General features: G+C 70.0%; 19 protein-coding genes. 9 read left to right on the top strand and 10 right to left on the bottom strand.

Translation table 11 applies throughout. The features are described from left to right. Window positions 1–116 precede the first annotated feature (116 nt). The 3 genes from ABT254_RS33775 to ABT254_RS33785 form a co-directional block, all read right to left on the bottom strand. On the bottom strand, window positions 117–914 hold the full coding sequence (locus ABT254_RS33775; RefSeq protein WP_351478642.1) for an SAM-dependent methyltransferase: 798 nt from the start codon (window positions 912–914) through the stop codon (window positions 117–119). A 41-nt stretch (window positions 915–955) separates the two neighbouring features. Then, on the bottom strand, window positions 956–1,819 hold the full coding sequence (locus ABT254_RS33780; RefSeq protein WP_351478645.1) for a Sco1979 family transcriptional regulator: 864 nt from the start codon (window positions 1,817–1,819) through the stop codon (window positions 956–958). A 135-nt stretch (window positions 1,820–1,954) separates the two neighbouring features. Beyond that, window positions 1,955–2,791: a helix-turn-helix domain-containing protein gene (locus tag ABT254_RS33785; protein WP_351478648.1), complete on the bottom strand. Its 837-nt coding sequence runs from the start codon at window positions 2,789–2,791 to the stop codon at window positions 1,955–1,957. Between the two features lie 30 nt (window positions 2,792–2,821). Here ABT254_RS33785 and ABT254_RS33790 point away from each other — a divergent pair, with 30 nt between their 5' ends. The 3 genes from ABT254_RS33790 (at window position 2,822) to ABT254_RS33800 (ending at window position 5,091) form a co-directional block, all read left to right on the top strand. Further along, window positions 2,822–3,901, top strand: a complete 1,080-nt coding sequence (locus ABT254_RS33790) for an ADP-ribosylglycohydrolase family protein (protein WP_351478651.1) — start codon at window positions 2,822–2,824, stop codon at window positions 3,899–3,901. 129 nt (window positions 3,902–4,030) lie between these two features. Further along, window positions 4,031–4,336: a 4a-hydroxytetrahydrobiopterin dehydratase gene (locus ABT254_RS33795; RefSeq protein WP_351478653.1), complete on the top strand. Its 306-nt coding sequence runs from the start codon at window positions 4,031–4,033 to the stop codon at window positions 4,334–4,336. 5 nt (window positions 4,337–4,341) lie between these two features. After that, on the top strand, window positions 4,342–5,091 hold the full coding sequence (locus ABT254_RS33800; protein WP_351478656.1) for a class I SAM-dependent methyltransferase: 750 nt from the start codon (window positions 4,342–4,344) through the stop codon (window positions 5,089–5,091). On the opposite strand, the gene ABT254_RS33805 is transcribed toward ABT254_RS33800, so the two are convergent. After that, window positions 5,069–5,536 carry a hypothetical protein gene (locus tag ABT254_RS33805; protein WP_351478659.1) on the bottom strand — a complete coding sequence of 156 codons (468 nt, stop codon included), beginning with the start codon at window positions 5,534–5,536 and terminating at the stop codon, window positions 5,069–5,071. The two genes, ABT254_RS33800 and ABT254_RS33805, sit on opposite strands and share 23 nt — an antisense overlap. Continuing rightward, on the bottom strand, window positions 5,533–6,012 hold the full coding sequence (locus ABT254_RS33810) for a hypothetical protein (RefSeq protein ID WP_351478662.1): 480 nt from the start codon (window positions 6,010–6,012) through the stop codon (window positions 5,533–5,535). Before ABT254_RS33810 ends, ABT254_RS33805 begins: the two co-directional genes overlap by 4 nt. 40 nt (window positions 6,013–6,052) lie before the next feature. On the opposite strand from ABT254_RS33810, the gene ABT254_RS33815 reads away from it, so the two are divergent. Then, window positions 6,053–7,003 (top strand): helix-turn-helix transcriptional regulator, encoded by a 951-nt coding sequence (locus tag ABT254_RS33815; protein WP_351478665.1) that lies wholly within the window; start codon window positions 6,053–6,055, stop codon window positions 7,001–7,003. Window positions 7,004–7,012: 9 nt separating this feature from the next. Then, entirely contained in the window at window positions 7,013–7,141 is a 129-nt protein-coding gene (locus tag ABT254_RS33820) for a hypothetical protein (RefSeq protein ID WP_351478668.1), read from the top strand. Between the two features lie 62 nt (window positions 7,142–7,203). Here ABT254_RS33820 and ABT254_RS33825 read toward each other — a convergent pair whose 3' ends face one another. The 3 genes from ABT254_RS33825 to ABT254_RS33835 all read right to left on the bottom strand — a co-directional run bounded on the left by ABT254_RS33825 (window position 7,204) and on the right by ABT254_RS33835 (window position 13,306). Further along, the gene (locus ABT254_RS33825) at window positions 7,204–7,473 is read right to left on the bottom strand and encodes a hypothetical protein (RefSeq protein ID WP_143687415.1); all 270 of its coding nucleotides are present in this window, start codon (window positions 7,471–7,473) and stop codon (window positions 7,204–7,206) included. A 117-nt stretch (window positions 7,474–7,590) separates the two neighbouring features. Next, window positions 7,591–10,260, bottom strand: coding sequence for a cellulose binding domain-containing protein (locus ABT254_RS33830; protein WP_351478672.1), 2,670 nt, complete (start codon window positions 10,258–10,260; stop codon window positions 7,591–7,593). A 127-nt stretch (window positions 10,261–10,387) separates the two neighbouring features. Beyond that, the gene (locus tag ABT254_RS33835; protein ID WP_351478674.1) at window positions 10,388–13,306 is read right to left on the bottom strand and encodes a glycoside hydrolase family 48 protein; all 2,919 of its coding nucleotides are present in this window, start codon (window positions 13,304–13,306) and stop codon (window positions 10,388–10,390) included. 283 nt (window positions 13,307–13,589) lie between these two features. On the opposite strand from ABT254_RS33835, the gene ABT254_RS33840 reads away from it, so the two are divergent. Together ABT254_RS33840 and ABT254_RS33845 are read left to right on the top strand one after the other, a co-directional pair. After that, window positions 13,590–15,059: a cellulose binding domain-containing protein gene (locus tag ABT254_RS33840; protein WP_351478677.1), complete on the top strand. Its 1,470-nt coding sequence runs from the start codon at window positions 13,590–13,592 to the stop codon at window positions 15,057–15,059. 46 nt (window positions 15,060–15,105) lie between these two features. After that, a complete protein-coding gene (locus ABT254_RS33845; RefSeq protein ID WP_351478680.1) occupies window positions 15,106–16,851 on the top strand; it encodes a glycoside hydrolase family 6 protein in 1,746 nt (581 codons plus the stop codon). Window positions 16,852–16,881: 30 nt separating this feature from the next. Here ABT254_RS33845 and ABT254_RS33850 read toward each other — a convergent pair whose 3' ends face one another. Next, the gene (locus tag ABT254_RS33850; protein ID WP_351478683.1) at window positions 16,882–17,655 is read right to left on the bottom strand and encodes a phytanoyl-CoA dioxygenase family protein; all 774 of its coding nucleotides are present in this window, start codon (window positions 17,653–17,655) and stop codon (window positions 16,882–16,884) included. Between the two features lie 137 nt (window positions 17,656–17,792). On the opposite strand from ABT254_RS33850, the gene ABT254_RS33855 reads away from it, so the two are divergent. Then, a complete protein-coding gene (locus ABT254_RS33855) occupies window positions 17,793–18,689 on the top strand; it encodes a class I SAM-dependent methyltransferase (protein ID WP_351478685.1) in 897 nt (298 codons plus the stop codon). A gap of 62 nt (window positions 18,690–18,751) precedes the next feature. Here the strand turns inward: ABT254_RS33855 and ABT254_RS33860 are convergent, their stop codons facing one another. Beyond that, a complete protein-coding gene (locus ABT254_RS33860) occupies window positions 18,752–19,447 on the bottom strand; it encodes a glycoside hydrolase family 75 protein (protein ID WP_351478688.1) in 696 nt (231 codons plus the stop codon). 204 nt (window positions 19,448–19,651) lie between these two features. On the opposite strand from ABT254_RS33860, the gene ABT254_RS33865 reads away from it, so the two are divergent. Beyond that, window positions 19,652–20,263, top strand: a complete 612-nt coding sequence (locus tag ABT254_RS33865; RefSeq protein WP_351478691.1) for a hypothetical protein — start codon at window positions 19,652–19,654, stop codon at window positions 20,261–20,263. The last annotated feature ends 155 nt before the right edge of the window (window positions 20,264–20,418 follow it).

Genomic DNA, 20,418 nt, shown 5'->3' on the forward strand with positions numbered 1-20,418 from the left:
GGTATTCGCGTGTCGGCCACCTGCGTCGCTCCCTTGCTCGCCCCGTGCTTCGACGCTAGGGCCGGGCGGGGGAACGCACCTGTTCATGGCGCCCGTACGGGTGCTCGGCCATGAGGTCAGGGCTTGCGGGCGACCCCCGCGTACACCGGGACGACGCCCTCCGTCTGCGCCGCCACGTCCTCGGCCTCCGGCCGCCACCCGGTCACCGGGATCACGCCGGGGCCGAGCAGCTCCAGGCCCTCGAAGAAGCGCTGGAAGTCCGTGATCGAGCGGGGGAAGAACGGGGTGCCGCTCGCGCGGAAGGCGCCCGCCGCCTTCGCGATGGCCTCCGGATTGAGGTCGGGGGTGACCTGCGAAAGGATCAGATGGCTGCCCGGGGCGAGCGCCGCGACGTACTTCGCCAGGAGGTCGTGAACGCCGTCGTCCAGATAGTGGGTCAGCGCCACCAGCGACAGCGCGACCGGCCGTGAGAAGTCCAGGGTCTCGGCGGCCTGCCGCAGCAAGCTGTCGATGTCCCGCACGTCCGCGTGCACATACTCCGTTCGGCCCTCCTCACAGCCGCGCAGCAGCGCCTGCGCGTGCCGCAGCACGATCGGGTCGTTGTCCGCGTACACCACCCGGGACTCCGGCGCCACGGCCTGCGCCACCTGGTGCAGATTGGGCTCGGTGGGGATGCCCGTGCCGATGTCCAGGAACTGGCGGATCCCGGCCTCGGCGACCGCGCGGACGGCCCGGTGCATGAACCTCCGGTTGGCCCGCGCCCCGCGCACCGCGCTGTTGTCCACGGCGAGGATCTTCCGGGCGAGTTCCTCGTCCACCGGGTAGTTGTCCTTGCCGCCCAGCCACCAGTCGTACACACGGGCAGGGTGCGGCCGGCTGGTGTCGATCTGCGGTGCGTCGTCGGATCCGGTCATGCGGGGTCTTCTCCTCCGGTCGGACAGGTGCGGTGGGTGGCTCAGAAGGCCTCGCGGTGCTCCCGCAGGATCTTCTTCGTGCGCTCGGCCGACGCGGCCCGCGCCGTCATGTGGTCGAGGACCTCCAGATGAGCGGAGACCTCCTTGCGCGAGTCGAGGTACAGGGCGCCGGTCAGGTACTCGGTGAAGACCATGTCGGGCAGCTCGGGCTCGCCGAAGCGGAACAGGGTGAAGGGTGCGTAGGTGCCCGGGTGCGGGCCGTCCTTGAACTCGGCGATCTGCAACGTGACCCGGTCCCGCTCGGCGAACTCCAGCAGCTTGTCCATCTGCCGGCGCATCACCTCGCCGCGGGTGCTCACCGGGCGCCGCAAAACCGTTTCGTCCATGATCACCCACAGGTGGGGCGGGTCCGCACGGTCCAGCAGCCGCTGCCGGGCCATCCGCAGCGACACATGCCGCTCGATGGTCTCCGGACCGGTCTGCCCGACCGTGCCCGCCTCCATCACCGCACGTGCGTAGTCCTCGGTCTGCAGCAGGCCGGGCACGAAGTGCGGCTCGTAGGAGCGGATGATGCCGGCTGCGCCCTCGAGGCTCACATACAGGCTGAACCAGTCCGGCAGCACGTCGTGGAAGCGCTGCCACCAGCCCGGCCGGTTGGCCTCCTCGGCCAGGGCGACGAACGCGGCCGCCTCGTCGTCCGGGACGCCGTACGTCTCCAGCAGCACCTGGACGTACGGGATCTTCAGCGCGACCTCGGCCATCTCCATCCGCCGTACGGTCGCGGGGGCCACCCGCAGGACGCGTGCGGCCTCCTCACGCCCCAGCCGGGCCGCCTCCCGCAGTTCCTGAAGGCGCCTGCCGAGCACCACCTGGCCCACGGTGGGCGCGGGACGCCGCTCACTCACGCCACGCCTCCCCTACGCGCCGAAGTAACCGCGCAGCAGTGTGTCATGTTCCGCCGCCAGTCTCACGGGTTCCGCGGTGAGGCGCTCGCCACCTGGGCCGTCCGGTGGTCGGACGGGGTTGCGGGGGCGCGTCCGTCAGGGCATCAGCGACTGGAGGTACTTGACCGTCGCCGGGTCGGCCGGAAGGAGCGTCTCGATGGCCAGCTCCGCGACCGTCACGTCCATCGGGGTGTTGAAGGTGGAGATGGACGAGACGAAGGACAGCGTCCGGCCCTCGTGCTCGATCTGCATCGGAAGCGCGAAGTAGGGGACGGGCTCCTCCGGTTCGTGGTCGTGGCCGTGCTCCTGCTGCGGCACCGGGTAGGCCGCCACCTCCTCGTACAGCGCCCGCAGGGGTGCGGAGCGGTGCAGGGCGATCTCCCTTTCCATCTGCGCGAGCAGATGTCCGCGCCACTCGGGGAGGTTGCGGATGCGCGGCGCGAGGCCCTCGGGGTGCAGCGTCAACCGCATGGCGTTCAGCGGGGGTTCGAGCAGCGAAGGCGCGACGCCGTCCAGGAACATCGTCATGCCCCGGTTGGCCGCGACCACGTCGTACACCGAGTCGACCACGAACGCCGGGTAGGGCTCGTAGCACTGGATGAGGCGTTCCATGCCCTGGCGCAGGGCGTCCAGCCCGGGCGAGTCGAGCGGGGTCTCCGGGTAGTGCGGGGCGTAACCTGCCGCCAGCAGCAGGGAGTTGCGCTCCCGCACCGGGACGTCGAGGTGCTCGGCGAGCCGCAGCACCATCTCCTCGCTCGGCCGTGAACGGCCCGTCTCGATGAAGCTGATGTGCCGCGCCGAGGAGTCGGCCCGCAGCGCCAGCTCCAGCTGGCTCACCCGGCGGCGCTCCCTCCAGGACCGCAGGAGGGGGCCGACGCCCTTGTCGGTGGGGGCGGTGGCTGAGGTGCTGGTTCCCGTCGCGACAATGGTCATACGCACGACCGTAGTCGAGGAGCGCACCTTATGACGTGGCCGCCGTTGAAGCCGACCCTGGAGACCGCCGCGGTGTACCGCGCCAGAGTGCGGGGCTGTCTGCTGGGCGGTGCGATCGGTGACGCCCTCGGCTATCCCATCGAGTTCAACTCCCTGGACCGTATCCGCGCCCTCCACGGCGAACGCGGGGTGACCGGGTTCGTGCCCGGTGCGTACGGCGCGCTGGGCCTGCTCAGCGACGACACGCAGATGACCCTGTTCACGGCCGAGGCCCTGATCCAGGCGCACGCCAGGGAGCGGGAGCGGGGCATCGGCGGCGCCTGGGCACACATGCTGCGTCAGGCGTACGAGCGCTGGCTGGAGACCCAGTCGAAGCCGGGCCCCGAGCAGGGCGCCGCCCCCACGGGCGGCCTGATCGACGAGCCCTGGCTGTACTCCCGCCGCGCGCCGGGCAACGCCTGCCTCTCCGGGATCGCGCAGGCGTACACCCCCGACCCGTGGCTCGCGCTCGACGGCAAGCCGGGCCAGGTCAACCCCGACTCCAAGGGCTGCGGCACCGTCATGCGCTCGGCCCCCTTCGGCCTGATCAACTCCGCCGACGGGGCCTTCGCCATGGCCGCCCGAGGCGCCCAGATCACCCACGGCCACCCCACCGGCTACTACGCGGCGGGCGCGCTGGCCGCGATCGTGGCATACGTCGTGGAGGGGGACTCCCTGGAGGGCGCGGTGCTGCGCACGCTGCGGCTGCTGGCCCGCCACCCCGGTCACGAGGAGACGACGGCCGCGCTGGAGGGGGCCCTCGACCTCGCCGCCCAGGGGCGGCCGACCGCGGAGAAGCTCCAGTCCCTCGGCGCGGGCTGGGTCGCCGAGCAGGCCCTCGCGATGGGCGTCTACTGCGCGCTCGTCGAGCCGGACGTCAAAGAGGCCCTGCTGCTGTCCGTCAACCACTCGGGCGACAGCGACTCCACCGGCTCCATCTGCGGCAACCTCCTCGGGGCCGTGCACGGAGACGTCGGGCTGCCGCACGAGTGGGTCGAGCGGGTCGAGGGCAGGCGCACGATCGCCGCGATCGCGGACGACCTGGCGGCGGAGCGACTGCACGAGCGGTGAGGGGGGCAGCCGTTCCCCGACCGTCCGGAGGGTTCCCCGGCCCGCCCCCGGGAACCCTTCTGACCAGGACCGCAGTCAGTTGCTGTGGCACGCTGAAGAAGCACCCGGTGCCGAGGAAGGAGCGAGCCCATGCCCGTCGAACCCCTGTCGCTGAAGGAGATCGAGGACCGACTGGCCGAGCTGCCGGGCTGGGCGGTCGAGGACGACCGGCTCACCCGCTCCTACCGGCTCGGCTCGCACTTCGCCGCCACCGCGATGGTCATCCACATCGCCCAGGTCCAGGACGAGCTCGACCACCACTCCGACCTCACCCTCGGCTACAACACCGTCTCCCTGTCGGTGAACACGCACAGCGCGGGCGGCAAGGTCACCGAGCTCGACTTCGGCCTCGCGCAGAGGGTCGAGGACCTCGCACAGGCCCACGGGGCCCACTGAGCCGCGTGCTCGACTACGACAAGGAAGCCGACGCCTACGACGCCAGCCGCGGCGGCGAGCCGAGGGCCGCGGCCGCCGCCGACGCCGTGCTCGGCCTGCTCCCGGCGGCCGCCGAGCGGCTTCTCGACGTGGGCTGCGGCACCGGGATCGTCACCCGGCGCCTCGCGGCCGCACGGCCCGCCACCCGGGTGACGGGCGCCGACCTGACGTACGGCATGGCCCGGATGGCCGCCCGGCGACTGCCCGGCTGCGTCCTGCTGGCCGACAGTCGCAGGCTGCCGTTTTGCGACGGGACGTTCGACGCCGTCACCAGCGTCTGGTTGCTGCATCTGCTCGACGAACCCGAGGACGTCCGCGCCGTCGTCGCCGAGTGCGCCCGCGTCCTGAAGCCCGGCGGTGTGTACGTCACCACTGTCGACAAGGCCGCCGCCCACGACGTCGGCAGCGACATCGACGCCGTCCTCGCCCCGCGCCCGCGCCGCCCGGCCCCGGACGCCGCCCGGCTCGTGGAGACATACGCCGCCGCGCACCGTCTGCACCCGGCGGGGCAGGCCCGTTTCCCCGGCCGCGGTCAGGGCCGCAGCCCCCGTCGCACCGCCGCCGATCTGCGGCGCGGCTGGTTCACCCAGCTGCCACCCGGGGATCCACTCACCGAAGGGTTCGTCGCCCGGATCCAGGCGCTGCCCGACCAGGAACGGCCGCGTCCCGACCCGGAGTTCAGCCTCCGGGCCTTCAGGAAGTCGGCGGCCGGCTGAAGTCCATCGTCCAGTTGGTCACCCAGGTCTCCCCGCCGTCGACGGAGAACGCCTGCTCCCAGTGGGCGGAGGCAGGCGACACGTCCGCCCACACGAACCGCACCCGCACGTCCTTGCCGTCGTGCGTGTCGTCGCCGTAGAACTCACCGCGATCGCCTTCGAAGCGGCCGGTCACGGGCGGGAAGAGCTTGCCGCTGCGGCTGGAGGCCCAGTTCAGCGACCACTCCTCGCGCTCCACGTCGAACAGGCGCAGGGTCAGCCCCTTCGCGCCGAGGAACGGCATGTCGATCTCGTCGATGTTCGCGGCCCCGTCGAACAGCGGCCGGCACCAGTGGGTGGCCGGGAACTCCACCCAGTCGCTCTCCGGGTCGAGGAAGTCGGTGCGACGGCGGTTCGCGACCTGCCACTCGCCGGTGAAGAAGTCGAAGTCGTGCGGGCTGCTCATGAGCGCTCTCCAGTGGTTCCCGCGGGCAGGGAGTCGGACAGGTAGGCGTCCAGGTCCGGGACTTCGGGCACGAGCATGTGCCGTACCCAGGCGTCCCGTTCGTGCTGGATCGGCGGCAACTCGAAGACGCAGCCGATCCAGGGGAGTCCGGGCCGGACGAAGTGGGTCGGGTCGTGGTCGGGGCAGCCGAGGACCGGCTGACCGGCCGCGGCGTTCGCGTAGTGCAGGACGTTGTCCCACACCCAGCTGTAGGCGTTGATGTAGGCACCGTCGTCGTTTCCCCGGTGAACGACGACGAACGTCGCCGGAGGAGTGCCGTCCGGCTCCGGCAGCAGCTCCGGCAGGATCGCGTACGCCGCCTTCTCCACGTCGGGTGCGATGCCGGCCGGGTCGGCCGTGACGTGGTAGCGCTTGATCAGCCGTCCCGCCACCTCGACGGGCGGCGGCACGGTCAGGAACTTCTCCGTGAAGGGCATGGACAGGACGCTAGGCCGACTTCACTGACATCCTGTGTCAGTGAAGTCCAGTCGGCTCGTCTCGATCCTGCTCCTCCTCCAGACCCGGGGCCGGATGACCGCCGCCCAGCTCGCCGAGGAGCTGGAGGTCTCGGTCCGCACGGTCTACCGGGACGTCGAGGCGCTGGGCGCGGCGGGCGTTCCGCTGTACGGCGACGCGGGACACGCCGGCGGCTACCGTCTGCTCGACGGCTACCGCACCCGTCTGACCGGCCTCACCGCCGACGAGGCCGAGGCCCTCTTCCTGGCCGGTGCTCCCGGCCCGGCCGCGGAGCTGGGCCTCGGCTCGGTGCTCGCCGCAGCCCAGCTCAAGGTCCGTGCCGCCCTGCCGCCGGAGCTGCGCATGCACGCCGACCGGATCAGCGGCCGCTTTCACCTCGACGCCCCCGGCTGGTACGCGGACGCCGAGGAGGCGCCGTATCTGCCGGCCGTGGCCGACGCGGTGTGGAACAGCCGCGTCCTGAACGTCCTGTACCGCCGCTGGGCCGAACCCACCGACGTGGAACGCCGTCTGGAGCCGTACGGACTGGTGCTGAAGGCCGGCCGCTGGTACGTCGTCGCGGGCCCGGGCCCCCGCACCTTCCGCGTCGACCAGATCCTCCGACTCGCCGCCTCCGCAGAGGAGTTCACCCGCCCCGACGACTTCGACCTGGCTGCCTACTGGACGGCGCACCAGCGCGACTTCCACGACCGGCTGTACCGCGGCGAGGCACTGGTCAGGCTGGCGCCGGGGGCACGGCTGCCCAGGGCCGTCGACAGCCGTACGGACGACGACGGCTGGACCCTCGCCACGGTCCCCATCGAGTCCGTCGAGCACGCCCACGGCGAGTTCCTCCGCCTGGGCACTGACATCGAGGTGCTCCAGCCGCCCGAACTGCGCGAACGCATCGCCCGCACGGTTGCTCAACTGGCCGGCAGATACGGCAACTTGGCGGAAAGGGGCGGCGGATGAGGGAACGCCATGCAGGTGGGTGACCTGGACCCGTCCCGCCCCGGCATCGAGGAGTTCAAGGTCGACGAGGACGGCTCCAGGCCCGCGTCCTGGATGGCGGATGCGAAGACCGGCCGGTCCTCCCACGCGGACGGCTGACGGGACCCGAAAGGCGGTCGCCCGCCGATCGCGGGCGACCGCCTCACCTTGCCGGGTGGGCTTCAGCCACCCAGGACGCCACCCAACAGACCGCCCAGGAGGCCGGTCACGACGCCCAGAAGGCCCGAGAGCACGTCATGGTGGTCGCCGTTGTCGCCCTTGGACGAGACGCATGTCTGGTGGCCCAGAAGGGAGATGTGGATGGTTCCTTCGCACTTGGAGGGCGCCGGAGCCGCAGACGCGCTCGGCGCCATGAGGGTCAGGGCGATTACGGGAGCGGCGAGGACCGCCGCGACGCGAGAGCGGGTCGACTTGCGTGTGCGTTGCGACATCACTGTCCTTTCGACGGGCATGTGGGACCGGACCTTCCTTGATCAGGTTCAATCAGATTCAGGTGGCCCTCTGCGCTCCGCAACTCGAGGATCACTCCCGGCAACCGTTCGGCCCAGTCAGGCGACCGTGCAGGTCTGGTCGCCCAGCTTGAACGAGCTCGGTTTCCTGTTCGCCCCCGACCAGCTGCCCGTGAACCCGAAGCCCACGGACGAACCGGCCGCCACCGTGCCGTTCCAGCTCACGTTCCTCGCCGTCACCGCCGCGCCCGACTGGGTGTGGTCGGCGTTCCACAGCTGGGTGATCTTCTGGCCGTCCGCGAAGGTCCAGCCGAGTGACCAGCCGCTCCAGGCGCTCGCACCCGTATTGGTGAGCTGGACGTCGGCCTGGAAGCCGCCCGACCACTGGTTGGTGATCTTGTAGGTCACGGTGCAGGCACCGGTCGGCGCCGGGTCCGTGCCGCCACCGCCGCCGTTGTCCCCGCCTCCGCCCGTGTCGGGGGTGTCGCCGTAGACGACACCCCGGCCGTTGGTGGAGACGTACACCCGTCCGTAGACACGCGGGTCGCCGGTGATCGCCCCGCCTGTCCAGCCCCACTGGTGGGCGTCGTCGTTGATACGGGTCCAGCTGGCGCCCTTGTCGGTCGAGCGGAAGATGCCGCGTACGCCGCCGATCTTCGCGCTGGTGTAGAGGGTCTGGTACGAGGCCCCCGTCGCCGCCTTGCCGAAGCCGATCGTGTCGGCCTGCTCGACGTTGGCCGGCTTGGTGAAGCTCGCCCCGCCGTCCGTGGAGTGCCACAGGCCGTACGCCCCGTCGGAAGCGCCGCCCGCGAGCCAGACATCACCCTTCGTGCCGGGCAGCGCCTTGAAGCGCACGCTGTCGCCGTTGGGGAGGCCGGTGGCCGAGGACGCGGTGAAGGTCGCGCCACCGTCCGAACTCACGTAGAACTTCCCTGACTTGAAGCCGTAGAAGGTCTTCGCGTCGACCCGGTCGGCCTCGACGGTCGCGCCCTCGGGGATCCCGCTCGACGCGGCCCAGGAAGTCCCGAAGCCGGTCGTGTACCGCACGCCGGTGCCCGCGGGGCTCCACACGAACCGGCTGCCGTCCGAGGCCGCGGCCACCGTCCCGCCGCCGGAGACACCGGAAGGGTCCGTCCCCGCGAACCAGTTGGCGCCGTTGTCCGTGGAGAACGCGATGTGCGGACCGGAGTCGAGGTCGCCGACCCGCACGACCGTGTTCGGGTTGGTCTCCGCGAAGTCGAGGCTGGTCGTCGTGGTGAAGGTCGGCGAGGTGAACATCATCGAAGGGACCTTGGTCAGGTCCGTGTGCCGGAAACCGCCGATGTCACCGAGCGCGCTGAACAGCTGGGCGCCGCCCGACGGGGGAGAGGCGAGGTCGTTGACGGCCGTCTCCTCCAGCCCCCGCACCATGGGCTTCACGGTGAACTGGCCCCCGCTGTCCCACTGGGTGAGGTTCTCGGTGCCGTAGAGCGTCGCCCCCGTGCCGTACATCATCCGGTCCGAGTTGAACGGGTCGATCTCCAGCGACTCCGTCATCCAGCCGAGTTTCGGGGTTTGTTCGGGGGGCGAGGGGTTCGCGTCGAAGGTCAGCCAGGGCGACGACGAGACGTCGATGGTGTAGCGGTTCGAGCGGCCCGGGTACGACGTGTAGTCCCAGGCCTTCGTCCAGGTGCCGCCGCTGTCGGTGGAGCGGAAGATCTGGGTGTCCGGCCACCAGGAGCTGTACGCGGTCGTCATCACCGTGCCGGGATGCTGCCGGTCGACGGTCAGTCCGCTGAAGCCGTAGTTCGTGTCGGCCTCGGCGACCGGGCTGATGTCGGTCCAGGTGCCGGTCGCGGTCGCGTACCGCCACAGCCGGCCCTTGCCGCCGTCGTAGGGGCCGCCCTTGTCGCTGTAGGCGAGATACAGGTAGCCGTTCTTCGCGTCCAGCACACCCTTGTGCGCCAGATATCCCGTCGGCTGCCCGGCCAGCCGGGTCCAGGTGGCGCCCGCGTCCGTCGAGCGGTACACCGCGTTGTCCTTGTCGGCGACCCCGACGTAGAGGGTCTTCGTCGCCGTGCCGGACGTACCGGTGGACTCGTCGAAGGTGACCCAGACGATCCCCTGGTTGTCGGAGGCGTATCCGCTGGTGTCGCTGGGATCCTGCACGTAGTTGCCGACGTTGGGGAAGCCGGTCACCTGCGACCAGGTCACACCGGAGTCCGTCGACCGCCAAAGCCCCTTGCCGCTGGGCGCGCCCAGATACAGCACGCTGTCCTTGTTCGGGTCGATCGCGAGCCGCTCGCCCATGCCCCGGCCGGGCATGTTCCCACCCAGCTTGAAGGGGAGATCCGTCTTCTGCCAGCTCGCGCCGCGGTCGGCGGACCGCAGCACGGCACCGTTCGTCGGGTCCCAGCCGTTGGTGTACGTGCCGACGGCCGCGTACACCTTGTCCGGATCGACGGAGTCGGAGGCCAGGCTGACGACCCCGGTGTGCCCCCACTGGTCCCAGCCGACCGAGTCCAGCAGCGGCGTCCAGGTCTTGCTCGCCTCCTGCCAGCGGTACGCGCCACCGATGTCGGTGCGGGCGTAGGCCAGGTTCTTCTCACTCCGGTTGAACACGATGCCGGGGACGAAGCCGCCGCCGTCGATCCGCGCGTTCTTCCAGGTGTACGTGTCTGCGGCAAGCTGCACTTTCGGGGTGCCGCCGGCGGCGAGCGCGGGCGGGGATCCTGCCAGTAAGCCGGCTGCGAGGGCCAGCACGGCCGTGAGAATGCGGGTTCTTCGCACGGTGGGGTCCTTCCATCAGGGGAACGTGCGAGTGCCGGGCGGCCCCCAGTGCGGGTGGGGGCCGCCCGGCGGCTCAGATGAACCGGCGGTACGGGAGCGCCCTTCAGGGGCGCGGGCAGGCGGGGACTTATTCGAGAAGCTCCGCGTACGAGCCCATGGCCAGGGCGATGTCCGCCTGGGCCCAGAACCGGTGATACGTGAACGACGGCGCCGCCCCACCCGCCAGATACGCCTGGATCTTCGACCAGGCGGGGTCGTTCTTGTAGAACGACCGCAGCGAGGAGAAGGTCGACGACGAGTTGATCACGTCGCCGTTCGGCATCTTGCCGCTCCAGCCGCTCGGCACGTACACGCTGTCGTTGAACCGGCTGTAGTCGGTGCGCGTCTCCGGGACGGCGATGCCCAGGCTGTCCTGGTAGTTGTTCCACATGCCGTCCAGCAGCGCCTTCGCCGTCGACTTGGCCGTCGTGTCACCGGACTTGGCGCCGTAGTACGTCAGGACCTTGGCGTACGCGGCGGCCACACCGACGTCGTTCGTGTAATCGGCGACGGTGACGTGCAGCCCGCTGTTGGAGCCGGGGTTCGCGGCGTTCCAGGTGTCGGGCTGGCCCGACCACTGCAGCGTCGCGGGGATCCGATAGGTGCCGTCCGGGTTGATCGTGGTCTTGGACAGCGCCCACTTCACCCACTTGTCGAGGACCGCCTTCGCCTGTGCGTTCCCCGTCTGCTGGTAGAGCTCGGCGACCCGCTCCATCGACCACGCCTGGAAGCCGAACCACTGGTTGGACGGCGGGTCGTGGTAGACGGGCTGCCAGTCGTAGTACATGCCGTAGAAGGTCGAGGTACCCGCCGGCGGGGTCGCGTACCGGCCCGCCCAGCTGTTGGTCGCGCCGCCCGCGATGGCACCCTCGGACGACTGGAGCCACCGGTAGAACTCCAGCTGCCGTTGCAGCGACTTGTTCCAGTCGGTCGCGCCCGTCGCCGATTTCGGCTTCAGGTCGGCGTAGGAGCTCAGCGCGTACGCGGCGAGCGGGTTCTGGTAGCCGCCGTGCACATGGCTGGAGCCGATGCGCCAGGCCCAGCCCGCGTTGGTGTCGGTGGCGCCGCCCCAGGCGTAGTACCAGGACAGCAGGTAGTCGGAGGCGTCCTTGCCGGTGCCGGCCGGGCAGGTGGACGGACCGACGCAGTTGCCGATCTTCTTGAAGTACTTGTCGTACATGGCGTAGCGCAGGTAGTCGCCCATCTTCGCGGCCTTGCCGACGGTCGCGGAGACGTCCGCGCCCTTGCCCTGCTGCTTGGCCCACACGTCGGCCCAGTACGCGGCCTGCACCGCGCGCGCGTCGGCATCCGGGGCGTCGGTGAACTTCCACTGCTTGGCGTAGGACGAGTCGCCGGTGAACAGGTCCAGATACCCGTTCGTGCCGCCGTACTTGAAGGCGTCGCAGGTCGGCTGCGGCACCGTCTCCCACACCGACTCCTGCGGCCCGCGCTGGAAGGTGTTGATGTACGACGGGCCCTTCGCCGTCGGACCGCCCTCGCAGGTCCCGCCCGGCGTGTTGCCGTAGCCGTAGACGTTGTCGACGTCCTGCAACCAGTGCATGCCGTACACGTCGTCCGTGCCGTACGCGCTCTTCAGCTCGCTCGCGATCGGATCGGAGCCGACCGAGACCGACGTGTCCAGCTTCGCCGGGTACTCGTTCGGGGTGTCCAGTTCGGGCGCGTAGGTGGCGGGCTTGGAGGCGTTGTAGAACGAGCCGGTCGGCTGGTCGGCATGGGTGGGGATCATGTACTTCTCCATGATCTCCCAGGCGCCGTTGAACTTGGACCAATCGCCCGTGACCTTGCCGTACATCGCCTGCAGCCACAGCAGGTAGCTGTAGGCCTCCGAGGTGGTCTCGTGGCCGTGGTCCGGCGCCTCGACGATCAGCGTCTCGACCGAGTGGTAGGGAACGCCCTCGGGGGAGAAGTAGCCGTTCGCCGGGTTGGTGATCTTGCCGTACAGGTCCAGGAAGCGGGCGTCGTACGCCTTCGAGGCCGCCAGCTCCGTCACCGTGACCGTCGCCTTCGTGTACCCCGTCGCCGTCGACTCGAAGGACGCCGTACCGGTGCCGGAGGTGTCGGCGGTGATGGTCACCTTCTGGGCGGTGCTCCAGTTGGAGGGCGTGAAGGTGAGCGTCGCGCCGCCGGTGACCGACAGGCCGGAGGTGCCGCTCGCGCGGGCCGTCGTCACGGTCACATTGGCGCTCGGCTGCGTCGACAGCTTCACGTCGTAGGTGCCCGTCTTGCCCTGCTGGACGCCCAGTTGGGTCGGCGAGGCCACTACGGCGGGACCCGAGGCGACCGTGATGCCGACGGGCGTCGACTCCGCGGACGCGCCCAGGCTGTCGTACGCCTTCGCCACCAGGGAATGACTGCCCACGGTCAAACCGGAGGCGGAGAGGGTGTAGGGCGCGCTGGTGTCCGTGCCCAGCAGAGTGGTGTCGTCGTAGAACTCGACCTTGCTGATGGTCGCGTTGTCGGCCGCGGCGGCGGTCGCCGCGAGCGGGACCGGGTCGCCCTGCGTGTAGACCGCGCCCGCGGCGGGGCTGGTCAGCACGGTGACCGGCGGCTGGTGCGCGCCGGCGCAGGTGGTGCCGTTGATCGCGAAACTGGTGGGAGCGGTGTTGGTGCCGCTGTAGGTGAACTGCGCGCCGGTGGAGACCGCCGCGCCCGCGGCGATCTTCGCGTTGTAACCGGCGTCCTTCACGGTGACCGACTGACCGGACTGGGACCAGGTGCCGTTCCAGCCGTTGCTGAGCTTCTGGTTGCCGCTGTAGGCGTACGTCAGCGTCCAGCCGTTGATCGCGTCGGTTCCGCGGTTGGTGAGCGTGAGGTCGGCGGTGAAGCCGGAGCCCCAGTCGTTCGTCTTGTAGTCGACGCTGCACTGAAGTGCCGCCGCATGAGCGGGAGTCGTGCCGGTGCCGAGCATGGTGAGCGGAAGAGCGAGGGCCGCCACCACGGCGGTCCACAACCGCCGCGCAGTTCTGCGTCTCCTGCTGGGCTGCATGTGCTGGTTCCTCCTTGCGGCTCGGAAAAAGACGTGGGGGAAGGGAGGAGCAACAAGCCTTGAACCAGTGGGAGCGCTCCCATAGTGGGGACGGGGGTGAGGGCGGTCAAGGTGCTTGAAGAGTCGAAAAGATTCGACGCGCTTCAGCTGAGGGAAAGTCAGGAAAGTCTGTGACTCCCCTGTCCTTTGCCGTCACTTGGCGCTAGCTTCATGGACACCAGTGGGAGCGATTCCATCAGTCGACGCGTCCGTCACGGCGCGCCCGAACTGCAAGGACTCGCTCATGCGACACCCCCCGCGTTCAGGTCTTTTACTTGTTGCCGCCGCCGTGGCCCTGGTGGGCACGGCGGTCGCGCCGGTCGTCACGGCACGGGGAGCCACCCCCGCCTGCTCGGTGGAGTACTCCGTCACCAGCCAGTGGGACAACGGCTTCCAGGGCGCCGTGAAGATCACCAACAACACGGCAGCCATGAGCAGTTGGAGCCTCAGCTTCGACTTCGCAGACGGCCAGAAGGTCAGCCAGGGCTGGAACGCCAAGTGGTCCCAGTCCGGTACGACGGTGACCGCGGCCAACGAGAGCTACAACGGCTCGCTGGCCACCGGCGCGAGCGTCAGCGCCGGGTTCCTCGCCTCCCGGTCGGGGACGAACGCCGTACCGACGTCGTTCAAGCTCAACGGGACGACGTGCAACGCCGATGCGGAGCCGTCCCCGACCCCCACCGGGCCGCCCGCCGGTGGAACCGCACCCGCCCTGCATGTCTCCGGGAACAAGCTGGTGGACACCGACGGCAGGAACCGCCGGCTGCTCGGCGTCAACCGGTCCGGTGGTGAGTTCATGTGCGTGCAGGGCCGGGGCATCTGGGACGGCCCGGTCGACGATGCCGCGCTCAGGGCGATCGCCGGCTGGAAGGCGAACACCGTCCGCATTCCGCTCAACGAGGAGTGCTGGCTGGGTCTTTCCTCCATCAAGCCCGAGTACGCGGGCGCCAACTACATCGCCGCCGTCAAGGACCTGGTGACCAGGGCCGAGGCGCACGGTCTGACGCCGATCCTCGATCTGCACTGGACCTACGGCCAGTACACCGGCAACTCGGCGGGCTGCTCCGACGTACACGCCACCTGCCAGAAGCCGATGCCCGACATGCAGTACACACCGTCGTTCTGGTCGTCGGTGGCGAGCACCTTCAAGGCCGACCCGGCGGTCGTGTTCGACCTGTTCAACGAGCCGTACCCGGACCGGGCGACCTCCACCACCACCCAGGCGTGGCAGTGCTGGAAGGACGGGGGCACCTGCCCCGGGATCGGCTACCAGGTCGCCGGGATGCAGGACCTCGTCGATGCCGTGCGCGGCACCGGCGCCAGGAACGTCGTCATGGCCGGCGGTCTGGCGTACTCGAACGACCTCGGGCAGTGGCTGACGTACAGGCCCGCCGACCCGACGGGCAATCTCGTCGCCGCCTACCACGTCTACAACTTCAACACCTGCGCGAACGAGAGCTGCTGGAACTCCACCCTCGCCCCGGTCGCGGCCCAGGTGCCGCTGATGGCCGGGGAGATCGGCGAGAACACCTGCTCGCACTCCTTCGTCGACCAGGTCATGAAGTGGTTCGACGACCGCGGCCTGTCCTACCTCGGCTGGACCTGGAACACCTGGGACTGCTCCTCCGGTCCCTCCCTGATCTCCAACTACGACGGAACCCCCACGTCGTACGGCACCGGGCTGCGCGATCACCTGCGCGCCCTCAACCCGTAAGTCCCGTATCCCGCAATTCACGCATCGGAGAAGGAAACCCGCACTCATGAGTCGTACCAGAACAGCGTTGCTCGCCGCCCTGGCGCTGGTCGCCGGGACCGCCGGGGCCGCGACGGCCGTCGTCCCCGGCGATGTCTCCGCGGCCTCCGTCCCCTGCACCGTCGAATACAAGGTGCAGAACGACTGGGGCTCCGGTTTCACCGCCGCCGTCACCGTCACCAACAACAGCGCCGCCAAGAGCAGTTGGGCGGTGAAGTGGTCGTACGCCGGCAACCAGAAGATCACCAACTTCTGGAACTCGAAGATCAGCCAGAGCGGGGCGGCCGTCACCGCAGCCAACGAGAGCTACAACGCAACCCTCGCCACCGGCGGCTCGGTCAGCTTCGGCTTCCAGGGCACCTACAGCGGCAGCAACGCCGTCCCGGCCACCTTCACCCTCGACGGTGTGACCTGCAACGTCGACGGCGGCCCGACCGACCCCGGCCCGACCGACCCCGGCCCGACCGACCCGGGCCCGACCGACCCCGGTCCGACCGGCCCGAAGGCCGACAACCCCTACACCGGCGCCAAGGTGTACGTGAACCCGGAGTGGTCCGCCAACGCCGCCGCCGAGCCGGGCGGCAGCCGCGTCGCCAACCAGCCCACCGGTGTGTGGCTGGACCGGGTCGCCGCGATCAACGGCGCCGGCGGGAAGATGGGCCTGCGGGCACACCTCGACGAGGCCCTGAAGCAGAAGGGCAGCGGCGAGCTCGTCGTCCAGCTGGTGATCTACGACCTGCCGGGCCGCGACTGTGCCGCGCTCGCCTCCAACGGTGAGTTCGGTCCGACGGACATCGACAAGTACAAGACGCAGTACATCGACCCGATCGCCGCGATCCTCGCCGATCCCAAGTACGCCTCGCTGCGGATCGTCACCACGGTCGAACTCGACTCCCTGCCGAACCTCGTCACCAACGTCTCGCCGCGGAACACCGCCACCCCCAACTGCGACACGATGAAGGCGAACGGCAACTACATCAAGGGTGTCGGCTACGCGCTGAACAAGCTCGGTGACGTCCCCAACGTCTACAACTACGTGGACGCCGGGCACCACGGCTGGCTCGGCTGGGACGACAACTTCTCGGCGACGGTCCAGACGATCAAGCAGGCGGCGACCGCCGAGGGTGCCACGGTGAACGACGTCCATGGCTTCATCACCAACACCGCCAACTACAGTGCGTTGAAGGAGCCGTACTACACCATCAACGACACCGTGAACGGCACGTCCGTGCGCCAGTCGAAGTGGGTCGACTGGAACCGGTACGTCGACGAGCTCTCCTACGCCCAGGCCTTCCGCCAGGAGGCCGTGAGCCAGGGATTCCCCTCGGGCGTCGGCATGCTCATCGACACCTCCCGCAACGGCTGGGGCGGCAGCGCCCGGCCGACCGGTCCCGGCGCCCAGACCGATGTGAACACCTACGTCGACGGCGGCCGTATCGACCGGCGCTTCAACACCGGCAACTGGTGCAACCAGGCCGGCGCCGGCCTCGGTGAACGGCCCAAGGCCAGCCCCGCGGCCGGGATCGACGCGTACGTGTGGATGAAGCCCCCGGGCGAGTCCGACGGTGCCAGCTCGGCGGTCCCGAACGACGAGGGCAAGGGCTTCGACCGGATGTGCGACCCGACCTACACGGGCAACCCGCGCAACAACAACAACATGTCCGGCGCCCTGCCGAACGCGCCCCTGTCCGGCCACTGGTTCTCGGCGCAGTTCCAGCAGTTGATGCAGAACGCGTACCCGCCGCTGTCGTAGTGACCGACGGCTGACCGACCCCGCCGGGGCCTACCCCTCCCCCCGGGCCAGGCCCCGGCGGATCGCGAACTCCACCGCCGAGTAGTCGGCGTCGCGCCGCTCCAGTTCCAGCGGCTCCCTCAGGTGCAGCGGCGGCTGCGCCATGAAACGGGGGCGGGTGCCGTGATGGGGCTGGGCGGCGTGCACCAGGAAGGGGTGACAGAGGTAGACGTCGCCGGGGCGGCCGGTGGCGTGGGCGAGCGGGCGGTGCGCGGAGGCGGCGTCCACCCGTGGGCCGAGCGTCATGAAGTCCGCGCCTTCGTCGCCGTACGGCGCCAGGACCTGTGGCACGTCCAGGTGGGAGCCGACCCTGATACGGGTCGGGGCGTCGTCCTCGGTCACCTCGCTGAACAGGAACAGCATCAGCAGGGCGCGATCCCTGGAGCGGAGATTGGTGTGCCAGAGCTCGGCGCCCTGAGGTAGGTAACTGCCCTCGATGTGCCAGCCGGCGTCGTCCGGCTCCTCCTCGTTCGGAAAGCGCAACGGGAAGCTGCCCAGTGAGTAGCGGGGGTCCCAGCGCCGCTCGCCCACCAGCAGATCGAACGCCTCGTGCAGCACAGGTGTGTTGGCCGCCGCCGCGAACGGGCCCTGGGCCATTCCCCCCACCCACACCACCGGGTCCTTCCAGGTGCCGGGGTCCTCGGGGTCGTACCCCGTCTCCTTCCACAGCAGCCGCGCGCAGTCCTCGGCGACCCGTGGCGGAAACGCCCCCTCGATCTTCACGAACCCGTCGTCGAGGAACCTCTCCACCAGTCCGTCGTCCATCGGGCCATCGTCGATGACCCGTCAGGCACCGTGCACCTCATTTTTGCCGCCGACTTTTGCCGTTACGGCAACCGTGCTGGCCGTCATGCGGTGCGTCGGCGCACGCTGGGTCGCACCCGGACGAGAGGCTGACCTCCATGGCGCAAGGACACCACCACGGACACCGAGAGCACGGTCACCACCACGACCACACCGACATCGACTGGGCCGAGATGGCCCCGCTGCTGGAATCGCAGGCGGAGCTGTTCACGTCCCTCTACGAGCGGGCCATGACCTGGCTGACCGACAAGCAGACCGAACCCGGGCTGATCGTCGACGCGGGCAGCGGACCCGGTGTGGTCGCCTGTCTGCTCGCCGAGGCCTTCCCGGGGGCCCGGGTCGTCGCGGTCGACGGCTCGGCGCCGCTCCTTGAGCGGGCCCGTGCCCGTGCCGACCGGCTGGGGGTCGGCGATCGCTTCGGCACGCTGACCGGTGAACTGCCGGGCGTACTGGACGAGTTGGACTACCCCGCCGATCTGCTGTGGGCCAGCCGCAGCCTGCACCACATCGGCGACCAGCGGGCCGCCCTGGCCGCCTTCGCCGCGCGGCTCGCGCCCGGGGGCACACTCGCGCTCATGGAGGGCGGTCTGCCCGCGCGGTTCCTGCCGCGCGACATCGGGATCGGCCGCCCGGGTCTGCAGGCCCGCCTCGACGTGCTGGAGGAGGAGTGGTTCGCCGAGATGCGGTCGAGCCTGCCCGGCGCGGTCGCCGAGACGGAGGACTGGCCGGCCCTGATGGCGGCCGCGGGCCTGAGGCCCACCGGCACCCGCACCTTCCTGCTCGACCTGCCGGCCCCGGCCAAGGACCGCGCCCGCGCCTACGTCGCCGCCTCCCTCTCCCGCCTCCGTGACGGCCTCGGCGACCACCTCGACGCCACCGACCGCGCCACCCTCGACCAGCTCCTCGACCCCGACGACAAGGCGAGCGTCCACCACCGCCCGGACGTGTTCGTCCTCGCGGCACACACCGTGCACACGGCCGCACACGCCATGTGAGACAGCCCAACCGACCTGACCAGGACAGTTGGGCTGTCCCGCGGCCCGCGTGCGCCGTGGCCTCAGTTGTTCTGGAGGAACTTCTTCGCCAGCTGATCCCCCAGCGAGACCGCCGCGCTGTGGCTCTCGATGGGGGACACCTGCGAGTTCTTGAAGAGGATGTAGGTCACGCCGGAGTCGGCGCCGCCGGTCTCGGGGTTGCTGTCGATGCCGAGGGCCTGGGCGGTGGCGTACGAGGCCTCACCGATGATCTTCGTGGGGCCGGTGTCGCCGACGACGGCGTACTCGACCTTGTTGTTGTAGATCACGGCGACCACCCCGCCGCCCTTGATGCCGGCGCTCGAGTAGTTCCAGATGCTGCTGGAGCTGGGCACGACCACGTACGGCAGTGAATCGGCCTTGAGGGGCTTGCCGTTGGACTGGTGGAACGCCGTGTCGTCCTGGTACCAGGGGTCGGTGTTCTCGTTGCACTTCGAGGTGCGCTGTCCGTCGCAGTCGATGTCCATGTCGGCCTTCCAGAAGACCGCACCGTTCTTGCCGCAGACCGGGATCTTGGCCGAAGTCTCGTCGTCCGTCTTGTACTTGCCGTTGGAGATCTGCTGACACGACGTCACCTTGGCGAGCAGGTCGGCCGCGCTGACCGAGCCCTCCTGGGCGGAGGCCGGCCTTGCCGTACCGGAGGCGTTCGCGGGCAGCACTCCGGCGGCGAGCAGTGCGGCCCCGGAGGCCGCGGCGAGGGTCAGTGTTCGTATGCGCACTGTGGGGGACCCTTCTGTTAGGAAAGTTTCCTTACGTGGGTGCCGTACAAGGTGGCCCTCTTTACGTGCCCCCGTCAACCCCATGGTCTGGACTACCGTGCCATGAGGCCGTGTCCGGGCCTGATTGCAGCGGTTTGCCCGGAGGAGAAGACTGGAGAGACGGAATATCCAGATATGCGCCCGACTTCTGGGAGGCGAGGCGTCATGTTCGTTCGCACGGTGTATGCGACGGGGGATCCCGCGAAGATCGACACGGCCATCAGGGCACTGAACTCGCAGGGCCGGGATCTGCTGGAGGAGCGCCCGGGCTATCGCGGGGCCGGCATCTTCGTGGACCGGGAGGTCGGCAAACTGCTGGCAGCGAGCTGGTGGGAGTCCGAGGAGGCCCGGCGCAACAGCGACGAGGTGATGCGTGAGCGGCGCGGTGCGCTGCTGGAGCCCTTCGCGGCGACTACCGCGGTCGAGAACTACGAGGCGACGGTCTTCCACCAGGTGCGTCAGCCGGAAGCAGGCGCCGGACTGCGGATCACCAGGCTGGAGTTCGACCCCATGGACGCCGACCTGCTCACCGAGACCTTCCGCGCCTCGGTGGTGCCCAGGCTCGAGACGCTGTCCGGGCTGGCCAGGGCGGTTCTGCTCGTCGACCGGGAGCACGGACGCGGCCGAGTCGGCACCACGTTCACGGACCGCGGCTCCCTCGTTGCGTCCCGCGGGCCCCAGGCGGTGGCCCGGCATGAGGGCGCGGCCAAGGCGCACGTGACCGTGACCTCGCTGGAGGAGTTCGAGGTCGTCTTCGCGGACATCCGGGGCAACTGACACGGCCCGCACCGAAGTTGGCCGGAGCGCCGGCTCCGCGCAGCTGTCGGCCCCCCCCCCCCCGCGCGGGGCGCCCCCGGGGGGCGCGGGGGGGGGGGGGGCGGGGGTTAGTGGGCGGGGGGGGGGGCCCGGCGCCCGGCGCGGGTTGGGCGGGG

Origin of the sequence: Streptomyces sp. NPDC001137 (genome assembly GCF_040298885.1) — a bacterium.
Taxonomy (GTDB): Bacteria; Actinomycetota; Actinomycetes; order Streptomycetales; family Streptomycetaceae; genus Streptomyces.

Bases quoted from the DNA above. Each gene is read 5' to 3' on its own strand.
- ABT254_RS33825 (WP_143687415.1), bottom strand. From the start codon at position 7,473: ATGTCGCAACGCACACGCAAGTCGACCCGCTCTCGCGTCGCGGCGGTC.
- ABT254_RS33795 (WP_351478653.1), top strand. From the start codon at position 4,031: ATGCCCGTCGAACCCCTGTCGCTGAAGGAGATCGAGGACCGACTGGCC.
- ABT254_RS33850 (WP_351478683.1), bottom strand. From the start codon at position 17,655: ATGGACGACGGACTGGTGGAGAGGTTCCTCGACGACGGGTTCGTGAAG.
- ABT254_RS33820 (WP_351478668.1), top strand. From the start codon at position 7,013: ATGCAGGTGGGTGACCTGGACCCGTCCCGCCCCGGCATCGAGGAGTTC.
- ABT254_RS33855 (WP_351478685.1), top strand. From the start codon at position 17,793: ATGGCGCAAGGACACCACCACGGACACCGAGAGCACGGTCACCACCAC.
- ABT254_RS33865 (WP_351478691.1), top strand. From the start codon at position 19,652: ATGTTCGTTCGCACGGTGTATGCGACGGGGGATCCCGCGAAGATCGAC.
- ABT254_RS33790 (WP_351478651.1), top strand. From the start codon at position 2,822: ATGACGTGGCCGCCGTTGAAGCCGACCCTGGAGACCGCCGCGGTGTAC.
- ABT254_RS33845 (WP_351478680.1), top strand. From the start codon at position 15,106: ATGAGTCGTACCAGAACAGCGTTGCTCGCCGCCCTGGCGCTGGTCGCC.
- ABT254_RS33805 (WP_351478659.1), bottom strand. From the start codon at position 5,536: ATGAGCAGCCCGCACGACTTCGACTTCTTCACCGGCGAGTGGCAGGTC.
- ABT254_RS33835 (WP_351478674.1), bottom strand. From the start codon at position 13,306: ATGCAGCCCAGCAGGAGACGCAGAACTGCGCGGCGGTTGTGGACCGCC.
- ABT254_RS33810 (WP_351478662.1), bottom strand. From the start codon at position 6,012: ATGCCCTTCACGGAGAAGTTCCTGACCGTGCCGCCGCCCGTCGAGGTG.
- ABT254_RS33775 (WP_351478642.1), bottom strand. From the start codon at position 914: ATGACCGGATCCGACGACGCACCGCAGATCGACACCAGCCGGCCGCAC.
- ABT254_RS33785 (WP_351478648.1), bottom strand. From the start codon at position 2,791: ATGACCATTGTCGCGACGGGAACCAGCACCTCAGCCACCGCCCCCACC.
- ABT254_RS33840 (WP_351478677.1), top strand. From the start codon at position 13,590: ATGCGACACCCCCCGCGTTCAGGTCTTTTACTTGTTGCCGCCGCCGTG.